Genomic DNA, 13,221 nt, shown 5'->3' on the forward strand with positions numbered 1-13,221 from the left:
TACATTTGGAGCTATGAAAATATTTAAAATTGCTTTTTGGATTCTTTGGCGAGTTTGGTTTTATGTTTTGATGGCCATTCCAATACTCATTATGTTCCCTTTTCTGGTCGTTTCTATCCTTTCTGAGAAAGGATATCCATACTTCTTTAAAATGGCTCGCATTTGGGCTAAATTTATCCTTTTCGGAATGGGTTTCTTTTATACTGTAAAACGCGAACAAAAGCTGATTAAAGGCAAAAGTTACATGATTGTGGCCAATCATACTTCTATGACCGATATTATGCTTACGTTGGCTTTAATTAAAAATCCTTTTGTTTTTGTTGGGAAGAAAGAGCTGGTAAAGATTCCTCTTTTTGGATTTTTCTATAAAAGAACTTGTATTCTAGTTGACAGAAGTTCGTCTAAAAGTAAAAATGAAGTTTTTAAAAGAGCGCAAAATAGATTAAATCAAGGTTTAAGTATTTGCATTTTCCCAGAGGGCGGAGTTCCAGATGACGAAAGCATTTTGCTGGATGAGTTTAAAGATGGAGCATTCAGATTGGCGATAGATCACCAGATTCCTATCGTACCTATTGTTTATCCAGATAGTAAAGAACGTTTTTCGTATACTTTTTTGAGTGGAAGTCCTGGAAAAATGCGCGCGAGAGTTTTGCCTTTTGTAGAAACAAAAGGATTGACAAGCGACAACAGAAAAGAATTAAGAGATCGAGTTAGAAATATGATTTATAATGGTTTAATAGATTATCAGAAGGAATAACCATAAAAACATTATGTAAAATACAAAAGCCGGTAGATGATAAATCTACCGGCTTTTCTTTGAATTAAAAACCCCTATTTTTATTCAAAAGCTTATTATCTGTGAATTATCTTTTCTGAAATAAAACGCAATACTTTCTTAAATTTCAATTTGGTTTTTCTTCGGTTTTTATTGTACAACAATTCCATTTTTTCTTTCATGATTAAAAATATTAATGGTTGATAATAAAGAGTTTGGTTAATAACTCAAGTTAATGTCACATTATTATAGATTCAGAGAAATATAAAAGGTTGCGTTGCAATTGAAAAAAAATTGACAAAAACCCGTCAGTTTGAACAACCAACGGATTTTTTACTCAAATAACCAACCAATGTAAATTCTAAAAAAACGCCAAATTGATATATGGCAGTACCAATTGCAAACTGCTTTTTTTAATAGATGAGGGATTGGTAAAAAGGTTGCGTGAAAATTTCATTTTTTTTCAAAATAAAAAAAGCCGAGCGATTTTTTTTAATCACTCGGCTTTTTAAGAGTCTTTTTTTAGATTTATTTTTTAGGCATTTGCCAGTTCTTTCATATGTTCTTTAATTTTAACTTCCAGTTCATCAGCAAGTTCTGGGTTGTCTTTAATTAAAGCTTTAACGGCGTCACGTCCTTGACCTAATTTAGTATCGCCGTAGCTGAACCAAGATCCTGCTTTTTTAACGATATCAAATTCAACAGCTAGATCTAAGATCTCTCCAGTTTTAGAAACACCTTCTCCGTACATAATGTCGAATTCGGCAGTTTTAAATGGTGGTGCTACTTTGTTTTTAACAATTTTAACTTTAGTTCTGTTTCCGATTACGTTTTCACCATCTTTAATTTGAGCAGAACGACGAATATCTAAACGTACAGAAGCGTAAAATTTAAGTGCGTTACCTCCGGTTGTAGTTTCAGGATTTCCGAACATAACACCAATTTTTTCACGAAGTTGGTTGATAAAGAAAACTGTACAATTTGTTTTGCTGATAGTTCCAGTAAGTTTTCTCAAAGCTTGAGACATCAAACGTGCATGAAGACCCATTTTAGAATCTCCCATTTCGCCTTCAATTTCGCTTTTTGGAGTTAACGCTGCAACTGAGTCAATTACAACGATGTCGATAGCTCCAGAACGAATTAGGTTTTCAGCAATTTCTAAAGCTTGTTCCCCGTTATCTGGTTGAGAAATGATTAAGTTTTCAATATCAACATTTAATTTTTCAGCATAATTTCTATCAAATGCGTGCTCCGCATCGATAAAGGCAGCAATACCGCCTGCTTTTTGAGCTTCTGCAATTGCATGAAGCGTCAAAGTTGTTTTTCCAGAAGATTCTGGACCATATATTTCGATAATTCTTCCTTTCGGATATCCGTTTACTCCAAGAGCTAAGTCTACACCTAGTGAGCCAGAAGAAATCGTTTCTACTTCTACAATGGCTCTGTCGCCCATTTTCATTACGGTTCCTTTTCCGTAGGTTTTGTCAAGTTTATCAAGCGTTAATTGTAGTGCTTTTAATTTGGCTTCTTTCTCTGAACTCATTTTTTTCTAAATATCTTAAATTATTACTTTGTCTTTCTGGATAAAAATAAGAAAATTCTGCTATATTTTTATTAGTCAGTTTTATAATTTGTAAAATTACTTCTTTTTTTGAAGTTTGATTGTTCCAAATTGTCACAAAATCGCTTTACAAAAATAAAGCCTTTAATTCGGTAGCATCAGAAGGTTTTATTTTGCCAGCAAGCAGTAAACTCAATTGTTTACGACGAAGGGCAGCATCAAAACGTTGGATTTCTATGTCGGTTTCTGGAATAATTGCCGGCACTTCAACCGGTCTTCCGGTGTCGTCAACAGCAACGAAAGTGTAAATAGCTTCGTTGGCTTTGGTTCTATTTCCAGATTCGCGATCTTCTACCCATACGTCGATAAAAACTTCCATCGAACTTTTGAATGATCTTGAAACTTTTGCCTCTACGGTTACAACGCTTCCAAGCGAAATTGCTCTATTAAAAGCAACGTGATTTACAGAAGCCGTTACAACAATTCGGCGCGAATGTCTGCGGGCCGCAATACTTGCCGCTCGATCCATTCTGGCTAATAATTCACCGCCAAATAAATTGTTTAAAGGATTTGTTTCGCTCGGTAAAACTAAATCAGTTAAAATAGTTAGGGATTCTGAAGGATGTTTTGGATTCATTTTTTTAATCTAAAATTTAAAAATTGTACTGGTTAATTCAACCAATAAACTGCCATTACAGCTGGTATAAAATATATAACAATGGTTCTCGCACCATCGTAATCTTTTGCAAGTCTTTGTCCGAAAAGCATCATTAACAAACATATACAAGAAAAAATAGCTCCATAAAAGCCAAATTCTCTGCCATTATTTGTAAATAATTGAATTCCGCCCACAACACATAAAATTCCTGAAATCAATTCTAAAATCAATAAATGAAATAGAGCCAGAGGAACTTGATTTTTTAATGGAGTCTTGGCAAAGTGCTCTTTAAGCCAAGCGACATTATCTTTCCAGTAGAAAATTTTTTCGTAACCCGATTGTAAAAAAGTTAAAGCTAGAAAAGCTAGAAGTAAAATTGAGGCAACATTGTTCATTATGAATTATTTTTTATGAATTAAACGAGTCAATTTGATCGATAAATCGGTAAGAATTATTTTTGCATTTCCGTTTCTTTCAATGTGATACATAGCATCTGAAAGTTCTTTGAATATTTCGTGAATGTTATTTCCGTTTACGAAAGGAGCAAAATTCTCTAATTTGAATTTATCAACTTTCGGCTCAATGTAAACCAAACTTGGTGTTTGATAATTTAACATAAGAGCTTGACGGAACATTTCGATGCAATACTGAATGAATTTTTTCTGGCTTTCGCGTCCCAGTGCAGCGATCTGCTCGCTCCATGAAATTAAATCCTGAATGGCCGCTGCGTTTCCTTTTGCCCTAAAAGCAGCACGAACCCAATTGACAAACCATTGCTCAAATGGAAGATCATCATCATCTTCTTTTAACAAATGCAAAGCTTTACTAAAATTACCTTGCGCCTGATGCGCAATTTTTTTGGCTAAGCCGGCGTCTATATTTTCTTGGGCAATTAAAGCATCGGCAATAACTTTTTCTGGTAGTCCATTAAAATGAATTACCTGGCAGCGCGAACGTATGGTTTGGATAATATCTTCTTCGTTTTCGGAGATCAGAATAAACATCGTTTTGTCTGATGGTTCTTCCAGAAGTTTCAAGAGTTTATTAGAGGCCGCAATATTCATTTTATCGGCCATCCAGATAATCATGATTTTGTAACCGCCTTCGTAAGATTTTAGCGAAAGCGATTTTAGAACTTCTTGTGCATCTTCGACACGAATTTCTCCTTGTTTGTTTTGTACACCAAGAATTTTATACCAATCGAACAAACCTCCGTAAGGCATTTCTTGAATAAAGCTTCGCCAATCCTGAATAAAATCTAAACTTTTTGGTTTTGTTTTTACATCTTCGGTTGTAACGGTAGGGTAAATAAAATGCAGATCGGGATGTGATATATTATCAAACTTAAGATTGCAAGAATCGTTTCCGTTCGAGTTTTCGTCGCCAGTATTGTTGCACAAAATATATTGAGCATAAGCAATGGCGGTTATTAAAGTACCACTTCCTTCTGGACCAACGAATAATTGTGCGTGAGGAATTCTACCAGAAGCAGCACTTTTTATCAAGTGGCTTTTGATGTAATCTTGACCTAAAATTTGAGAAAATTGCATAGGGCAAAGATAGAAGAAAATGTGTAGTCAAAAATTTTCAAGATGAGATTATTTCTGAGCTGAAATTTTCAAATTTTGCAACGAAGCCTTAGGACGTTTTTTAATTTTTTTTCGGATCATTTTCGACAGAATTTTGTTAATAAATATCGTCAAGTTAGTAAATATCAAGGTGTTTTTGTTAATATTTTTTTTCTAAAATCGACAAACGTATGTTTTTTTTGGTTATTTATTGAGTCAATTTTATATTTTTTATAGTTAATATCTTACGATTTTTTAATTAACATTTTTAACAAAAAGCACGTTAAAACGCACATTTTCTCGACATAAGGCTGGTTTTTAAGGTTTTTTTAAGGTTTTTTTTTGAAAAAAAAAGGAGTTGGAGTTGTAATTTAAGTTAATTTATATATTTTTGTTTTTATCAACAACCAATTATAAAATAAGAATCTATGAAAGGGAAAATTATTCTATTTAGTGCTTTTTTTATCTTAACTACTGCGGCTGTTTCAGCACAAGCTAAAAACGCACCGAGAAGTATTATTAGTACAACTGCTCTTATCCGAAAATACCATGATCAAAAAGAATTAAGTGGTATGCAAAAGGGTGAACTTTTGGAATTATACATCGAGCGTATCAAAGTATTAGTTAAAACTCTCCCTTACATTGCTTTGGTTACAAAACCTGGAGTTACTATGGCAGACCTTGGTATTCCAGACGATAGTGAACACAAAAAAGTTTTGGATGCTCAAGCAGTTGGTACAACAACATTCTTAGATACAACAGTAGAATTCCAAAGAAAAATGATGCCTTACTCTGATAAAGGAAATCTAATCGCGGCAATTTTATTCTACGAAAGTACATTGAAATCATTACACGAGTTCAACGATTTGAACGAAATGTAATAAAGTAATTTTTTTAAAATCTTTTTGGGAAAGTCTAAGTGAATACCAGCTTTGACGTTCTTGAAAAACAAAATAAAAAACAACTCACTCTCGAGGGTTCTGAAAAATTTCAGAAAACCCGAGAGGAGTTTTTACATTTACGCATACCCAAATTTATTATTAACCGTAATACCCCCCTTATCATGAAAAAAATTACTCAATTGATCTGCGTTCTTTTGACAGTTGCGAGTATGAATGCTCAACAAGAGAAAGGAATTATGGGCTACACCAATTGGTTAAACAACTGGACAGAGTTTAAGCCTAATAAAGTTGACTATGGAGAAGCAAACCAAATTTTGGCAGGAAATATTTCTGTTAATACTAAGTTGCTGAAAAGAAATATATACGTTCTGCAAGGAAACGTTTATGTTACAAACAATGCTGTTTTAACAATTGAACCTGGAACTGTAATTATCGGTGATTTCGAAACAAAAGGAACATTGGTAATCACAAAAGGCGCACAATTAGTGGCTGATGGTTTAGAAACAGATCCAATCGTATTTACTTCAAACCGCAGCATGAAAAAAGCGGGAGATTGGGGTGGAATCGTAATCCTTGGAGATGCACCAATTAACAAATTCGGAAATGTAGGTTCTTATAACCTAGATCTTGATCCTACAATGACTACTTATGGTGGAGACAACGTAGCTTCAAACTCTGGTGTTTTGAGATTCGTTAGAATTGAATTTGCTGGTAAAAAAGTAAAAGGAGTTGATACTTTTAATGCTTTAACTTTAGCAGCTGTTGGTAACAAAACAGTTTTAGAAAACATCATGGTAAGTTATGCTGGAGGAGATTCTTTCGGAATCTTAGGCGGTGACTTAAATGCTACAAAATTCGTATCTTATAAATCAGTTAACGACGACTTTAAATTTTCTCAAGGAGTTCAGTGTCGTTTCTTCAATTCTCTAGCAGTTAGATCTTCTTACTTCTCAAGTACTAAAGACGGATCTCGTTGTATGGAGGTTAGATCTTATGAGAAGAAAAGTGAAACCGATTTCACTAAAAAACAAACTTTAGTTGTTGCAAGCAATATTACAATGGTTAATGACAGTGAAAACATTAACGCTGACATTCAAGCAGGTTTAGTAAAAGAGGCTGTTTATGTAGCTGAAAATGCTTCTCTTGAAATGAAAAGAAGTGTGATCTCTGGATTCAACCCTGCAGTATTATTAGACAGCAAAACTGAAATCAATGATGCCAACCTTAAAAAAATCAAATTTGAGGAAATGTATTTCAACTTATGTAAAGGAAATATCTTTACTGAATACAATTCGAACAATGAAGATTTAGAGAGCTGGTATGGAAACAGTGTTTTCTTTAACGTTTATTCACAAAGTGATAACAAAGAAACATTCATTGACATCTTCAATCCTAAAAAACCAGATTTCAGATTACAATTAGGAAAAATCACAGCTTCTAGCGGTAATAGATAAATAGTTTCGATTTTTATTTCCCACGCGTAAATTTTATTAATTAAGTCCCCAGACACAATTTATGTATCGTCTTAAGGGCCCAAATAAAGATCAAGACATAATGGTATCTACGAAAAAATATTTTATATATATAATATTTTTGGTTTCGCCTATATCGTTAACTCTATATGCACAGAATACAGCAGAAAAACCTACAAAGGCTGCTGGTTCTGAGCACATTTTAACTTTGGCTTGCAATAACCAAAACGAAAATAATAATAGTGCTGTTATTGAAAACAGCAATTTTAATCAGTTTATAGTAGGGATGTCCAACCCCAAGGACAGCCTTACTATAGCAGCTGAATCAAATACTGTATCTAAAGATTGCGAAGAAAACTCGACACTTGCTGCAACTTCAATTCTTGCAAAAGAAGTAATTGAAAACTACAAGTATGATTTCTCTGAAACATTCATAGATATCTTGTTTTTTGAGCGTATAGATCTAGCAAGAACACGCACTATATGATTCAAAAAATTACTTTATCTTTTTTTAAAGTTATTCTATTATTTAGCATTCTACTGTTTGCTAGATCGAATTCCTATGCCCAAACTATAGTGCCTCTACAGTTAGATGGTCTAGAAAAGCTTTGTGCTGGGAATTCGTTCAATGAATTCTATGCAACATTCAGTTATGTTAATTTTCCTGAAGGAACAACATTTGCAGTTGAACTTTTAGACGCTTCAAACAATCCAATTGCTACAACATTATTGCAGACTGTAGATGTTTCTGCTACGCAAAAAACAATAAAGTTTGCTGTACCAACAAGTTTAGTGGGTTCTGAAACATACGGATTAAGAGTTAAAAGTTCTACTTCAACAACGAGTCCAAGATTTAAGAATTCTTTAGGCAACACTTCATTTCCGGCTTATTTTAAAGATTACGAGACCACATTTTCTATTAACAACAAAGATACAAATGCAACACTTTGTGCAGGAGGAAGCCTAACGCTTTCTATAGACAATGCAACTCCATCGGTACCATCTTCATCTCCTGTAAACTATCCAAATCTTAAATACACTTGGTTTAAAGATAATGTTGCCATTGTAGGACAAAGTGGTAAAACGTTAACTGTAAATGCAGTTGGAGATTATTATGTAGTTATAGACTATGGTTCTTGTACAGACGTAAACTTTAGTTCAAATCATGTTAATGTTGCAACTACATCTTCAGGCTCAGCGGTGACTATTAACTCTAGTTTAGGAAACCCATTTTGTGCAAGTGGTACAGGTACGATTTTAACTGCAACATCAGGAAATAAATATCAGTGGAAAAAAGATGGTAATATTATCAACGGTGCTACGAATCGAACCTATTCAACAAATGAATCTGGTGTTTATTCTGTAGAAGTTGACTTTGGCGGATGTACTGCTATAGGAACTATTAATCTTCAAAGCAATGGTTTCAACGCTAGTATTGATGCTCAAGATGGATATAAATTAAGTGAAGGAGAAACTATAACTGTTACCATAACAACAGATGCTGTCGATCCAACTTACGAATGGTATTTAAACGGCAACTTAATTGCTGGCGAAACTTCAAATTCTTATTTAGTTGCTGTTAAAGGTAATTATACAGCAAAAGTTTCTCAATCATCTGGTTGCGTTGCGAGCAGAGAATTTTCATTTAAAATAAATGGAGAATCTGGGCCATCAAGCGTTATTCCAAATATCATTAAATTATCAGGAGACATTCCGTATTGGAATATTCCAGATGAATATAAAAATGCAAATACTAAGGTAATGATCATTAGTTCAAACGGAGATATGGTTTTGGACGTAGTGAATTACCAAGGCGATTGGCCTCAAAGCAATATAGATTTTAAAAATGTAAATCCCGTTTATTACTATGTCATTCAGTCCGACACAGGTGAAAAAAAAGGATCAATAACTGTTATAAAATAATATGAAGAAACTTTTACTATTCATCACGTTATTTTACGGTTTATCAAATGTACTCTATTCTCAAAATGCTAGCGAGGATGGAGTTGTTTCGTTTTCATTACCCATAAGAAATTCTTTAAAGTTTAATAGATATTTAATTAACCCAACATTTAGTTTTGTTAGAGAGTCAAATCCTTATGTAAGTTTCTATAACAAAAGACAATGGGTTCAGTTTGATAATGCTCCACAGACTTATTTGGCCAATTATTCTGGACGTTTTAGAGAGAATGAAGCATTTGCAGTTGGATTATTTCAACAAAACTACGGACTTATGACTGTTTTTGGCGGAGTTGCCAATTTTGCTCATAATATCGTTCTTGAAGAAGATAGCAACTTAACTTTTGGTTTAAATGCAGGAATTTATCAAAGTGGTATCAATACAGGAAAAATTATATCTGATGATTCAACAATCCTAACTGGAGATTTTCCAAAAAGTACTCTTTTAACGATAAATCCAGGGATTAACTACGGTACTACTTTTTTTGATTTCGGATTGGCTATTAACAATTTAGTGCTTTATAATTTCGGATCTGGAATGGTAAAGGAAGATCCAGAAAGAGCTATTCAATTGCATGCTATGTATACAGGATACATTGATAGTTATGGTTTTTTTGATAGAAGTAAATTTTCTGGAATTGTTAGAACAGAAATTAAAAAAGACAAAACAGTTATTTCAGGTTTAGGAATGCTTGCACTTCAACAAGGAGTTTGGGCACAATTCGGCTATAATACATTATATGGAGTTTCAGCGGGACTGGGAGTTAATATCTCTCCAAGTATTGCCATCGAATATAATTACGAAAGAGGAATGGGCAATTTCTCTAATTTGGGAGGTTCTCATGAATTTGCCATTGCCTACAAATTCAAGAATAGAAATTACTATTACGGAGATGACGATGAAGGTTCATTGATTGATCCTTCAAAACCAAAATCTGTACCAGCAAAACCAAAATCGGAAGCGACTCAGGTTAACAGAACTGAAATTGCTGAAAAGAATAGATTGGCTGCAGAAGAAAAAGCAAAAGCAGATGCTGAAGCTAAACAAGCAAGATTGGCGGCGGCAGAAAAAGTTAGAGCCGACGCAGAGGCAGTAGCAAAAGCAAAATTAGAAGCAGATAATAAAGCTAAAGCAGATGCTGAAGCTGTTAAGATAAGGTTAGCTGCAGAGGCAAAAGCAAAAGCAGATGCCGCAGCCGCTGCCAGAGCACAAACGGCAACAGCAAATAGAGCGGTTGCTGCAACCCAAAAAACACAAGCTCAATTGTCTGCTGACAAAGCAAGAGCAGATGCAGAAGAGCGAAGAATAAAATTAGCAGCAGATAATAAAGCTAGAGTAGACGCTGCGGCAGCTGCAAGAGCACAGGCTGTTGCAAACAAACCTACAGCTACAGCAGCTCAAAAAACGCAAGCTCAATTGGCTGCTGATAAAGCAAAAGCTGATGCAGAAGCAATGAAGTTGAAATTGGCGGCAGATGCAAAAGCGAAAGCAGATGCTGAAGCAGCTGCTAAAGCAAAAGCAGAAGCGACGAAAACAACTGCAGCTCCACAAAAAACGGCAGCACAATTAGCAGCCGATAAAGCACAGGCAGATGCTGAAGCAATGAAATTGAAATTAGCGGCGGAAGCAAAAGCGAAAGCAGATGCAGAAGCGGCAGCTAAGGCAAAAGCAGAAGCTACAAAAACAGCTCCAGCACCACAGAAAACACAAGCTCAATTGGCTGCTGAGAAAGCAAAAGCCGATGCTGAAGCAGCAAGACAAGCAAGATTGGCAGCTGCTGAAAAAGCGAAAGCTGATGCTGAAGCAGCAAGATTAAAATTAATTGCTGACAATAAAGCAAAAGCAGATGCTGCTGAGGCAAAACGTAAAGCAGACGCTAAAGCAAAAGCTGAAGCTGCAGATATGCAATCAATATTAGCTGCTGATGCAAAAGCAAAAGCAGACTCAGATGCATTGCAAGCACGTCTAGCAGCAGAAGCTAAAGCAAAAGCTGCTGCAGAGGCTAAAACTAAAGCTTCTATAGATGCAGCTAACAGAGCAAAGGCCGCTGCGGATTTAAAAGCAAAAGCTGCTGAAGAAGCTGCACTTAAAGAAAAAGCGGCTGCAGATGCAAAAGTAAAAGCAGATGAAGAAGCGAGACAAGCGCTTATCGCCGCGGAAGCAAAAGCAAAAGCAGATGCAGAAGCACTGAAAATAAAACAGGCCGAAGAGGCACGTCAGGCACAATTAGCGGCAGAAGCAAAAGCGAAAGCAGATGCTGAGGCACTTCAAGCTAAACTTGTAGCAGATGCTAAAGCTAAAGCGGATGCCGAAGCTGCAGCAAAAGCAAAAGCAGATATGGAGGCTTTGCAAGCTAAACTAATTGCTGATGCAAGAGTGAAAGCAGATGCAGAAGCTACAGCAAAAGCAAAAGCCGAAGCTGAAGCTAAAAAATTACAAGAAGAAGAAAATGCTCGTCAAGCGAAATTAGCTGCAGAAGCAAAAGCAAAAGCAGATGCTGAAGCAGAGAAAGCAAGATTGGCAGCTGAAGCAAAAGCAAAAGCAGACGCTGAAGCAGAAAAAGCAAGATTAGCAGCGGAAGCAAAAGCAAAAGCGGATGCTGAAGCTCTTCAAGCTAAACAAGCAGCTGAAGAAAAAGCTAGAGTAGAAGAAGAAGCACGCCAGGCTAAATTGGCGGCAGAGGCAAAAGCAAAAGCCGATGCAGAAGCAGAGAAAGCAAGATTGGCAGCTGAAGCAAAAGCGAAAGCGGATGCAGAAGCATTACAAGCTAAACAAGCAGCTGAAGAAAAAGCTAGAGTTGAAGAAGAAGCTCGCCAGGCTAAATTAGCAGCAGACGCAAAAGCAAAAGCCGATGCAGAAGCATTACAAGCTAAATTGGCAGCAGATGCTAAAGCAAAAGCAGATATGGAAGCTCTTCAGGCAAAATTATTAGCTGATGCAAAAGTAAAAGCAGACGCAGAAGCAACAGCGAAAGCTAAGGCAGAGGCAGAAGCTAAGAAATTACAAGAAGAGGAAGATGCACGTCAAGCGAAGTTAGCGGCAGATGCAAAAGCAAAAGCTGATGCGGAGGCATTAAAAGCTAAACAAGCAGCTGAAGAAAAAGCTAGAGTTGAAGAAGAAGCTCGTCAAGCGAAATTGGCGGCCGATGCAAAAGCAAAAGCGGATGCAGAAGCATTAGAAGCTAAATTGGCAGCAGATGCAAAAGCAAAAGCAGATATGGTAGCGCTTCAGGCAAAATTACTAGCAGATGCAAAAGCAAAAGCCGATGCCGAAGCTACTGAAAAATTGAAAGCTGAAGAAGAAACAAGATTGTTAAGAGAAGAAGAAGAACGTCAGGCAAGGTTAGCAGCAGAAAAAGCAAAGGCAGATGCAGAAGCAGCAGCTCTAGCAGCAAAAGCTAAAGATGATACAGGAAAAGCTATTGAAAACTTAACAAAATCGGTTGAGAGTACAAGTAAAGTACAAACGGATTTATTAGATCAGTTTAAAGCTACTGTTGCAAATAAGCAAAAAGACTTGAACGATCTGAAAGAGGAGAATGACTTAAGTGAAAAAGGTATTTATAAAGAGCCAAAACCATTCAAGAGTGTAGCGGCAGAAAACAGTCAGATTGAAGCATTAAAAGTTCAGATTGCTGATGCAAACAACAGCATGAAAAATGAGATTGCAAAGCTGACAAATCTTTATAACGAAAGACTTAAAAAGTTCCCTAAAGATGATCCTTTGAATAAAGCTTATCTAGAAAAGATAAACGAATTGAAAGCGGCTCAGTTGAAAATGGAAAGAGAAGGCGCTGCTTTAATTGCCGATTTGGAGCGTATTAAAACAGAGACTGAAATTGAGCGTAAACGTAGAATTAAACGTGCGGCTTATGAGAATGATGAAGGAAGATATGCGCAGGATGTTGCCGCTCTTAAACGAATTAAAGAGACAACAAAACTAAGCAGCACACCATTGAAAGCAAATGATTTTGATTTTGGTGAAGAGCAGTCGAATATGCAGATTATTAAGAATATTAAAAATTCTGATAACGGGTATTATATGATTATTGCGGTTCACAACAGTGTAGAGAAACGTGATGAGTTCTTAGCGAAAGCAGTAGCTGCAGGACGTTCGGATATTAATTTCTTTTACAATGTGACAACAAGTAAATATTACATCTATTATGAGAAGTTCGATGGTTTACAAGAGGCAACAAAAGCTTTAGAAGCAAAAGGTAATAAACCATACAACGGAAGAATGGCCATTGTAAAAGTGGAGAATTAGTAAAAACAGTAGTCTCTCTTGAAAGCAAGAGAGACATTGAAATAAATGTTATCAAAAAC

Annotated in this window: 10 protein-coding genes; 6 read left to right on the forward strand and 4 right to left on the reverse strand. The window is 35.7% G+C overall.

The window, feature by feature from the left end; translation table 11 throughout:
* The first annotated feature begins 13 nt into the window (after positions 1-13).
* Positions 14-757 (forward strand): lysophospholipid acyltransferase family protein, encoded by a 744-nt coding sequence (locus RB618_RS05550; protein WP_308067849.1) that lies wholly within the window; start codon positions 14-16, stop codon positions 755-757.
* A gap of 553 nt (positions 758-1,310) precedes the next feature.
* Here RB618_RS05550 and recA read toward each other — a convergent pair.
* The 4 genes from recA to RB618_RS05570 all read right to left on the reverse strand — a co-directional run bounded on the left by recA (position 1,311) and on the right by RB618_RS05570 (position 4,544).
* The gene (gene recA, locus RB618_RS05555; RefSeq protein ID WP_308067850.1) at positions 1,311-2,318 is read right to left on the reverse strand and encodes a recombinase RecA; all 1,008 of its coding nucleotides are present in this window, start codon (positions 2,316-2,318) and stop codon (positions 1,311-1,313) included.
* A gap of 145 nt (positions 2,319-2,463) precedes the next feature.
* Positions 2,464-2,973: an acyl-CoA thioesterase gene (locus RB618_RS05560; protein ID WP_308067851.1), complete on the reverse strand. Its 510-nt coding sequence runs from the start codon at positions 2,971-2,973 to the stop codon at positions 2,464-2,466.
* A gap of 32 nt (positions 2,974-3,005) precedes the next feature.
* Positions 3,006-3,389, reverse strand: a complete 384-nt coding sequence (locus tag RB618_RS05565) for a DoxX family protein (RefSeq protein WP_308067852.1) — start codon at positions 3,387-3,389, stop codon at positions 3,006-3,008.
* Between the two features lie 6 nt (positions 3,390-3,395).
* Positions 3,396-4,544, reverse strand: coding sequence for a DNA polymerase III subunit delta' (locus RB618_RS05570; protein WP_308067853.1), 1,149 nt, complete (start codon positions 4,542-4,544; stop codon positions 3,396-3,398).
* Between the two features lie 446 nt (positions 4,545-4,990).
* On the opposite strand from RB618_RS05570, the gene RB618_RS05575 reads away from it, so the two are divergent.
* From RB618_RS05575 to RB618_RS05595, 5 genes are all read left to right on the forward strand, one after another.
* A complete protein-coding gene (locus RB618_RS05575) occupies positions 4,991-5,443 on the forward strand; it encodes a hypothetical protein (RefSeq protein ID WP_095930184.1) in 453 nt (150 codons plus the stop codon).
* Positions 5,444-5,625: 182 nt separating this feature from the next.
* The gene (locus RB618_RS05580; RefSeq protein WP_308067854.1) at positions 5,626-6,918 is read left to right on the forward strand and encodes a hypothetical protein; all 1,293 of its coding nucleotides are present in this window, start codon (positions 5,626-5,628) and stop codon (positions 6,916-6,918) included.
* A gap of 100 nt (positions 6,919-7,018) precedes the next feature.
* A complete protein-coding gene (locus RB618_RS05585) occupies positions 7,019-7,423 on the forward strand; it encodes a hypothetical protein (RefSeq protein ID WP_308067855.1) in 405 nt (134 codons plus the stop codon).
* The gene (sprC, locus tag RB618_RS05590) at positions 7,420-8,859 is read left to right on the forward strand and encodes a gliding motility protein SprC (RefSeq protein WP_308067856.1); all 1,440 of its coding nucleotides are present in this window, start codon (positions 7,420-7,422) and stop codon (positions 8,857-8,859) included. The genes RB618_RS05585 and sprC overlap by 4 nt, the downstream gene beginning before the upstream one ends.
* Before the next feature lies 1 nt (position 8,860).
* Complete coding sequence (locus RB618_RS05595; RefSeq protein ID WP_308067857.1) at positions 8,861-13,162, forward strand: PorP/SprF family type IX secretion system membrane protein; 4,302 nt, start codon at positions 8,861-8,863, stop codon at positions 13,160-13,162.
* Positions 13,163-13,221: the final 59 nt, after the last annotated feature.

This window comes from Flavobacterium sp. LHD-85 (assembly GCF_030929595.1).
In the GTDB taxonomy this organism is placed as follows: Bacteria; Bacteroidota; Bacteroidia; order Flavobacteriales; family Flavobacteriaceae; genus Flavobacterium.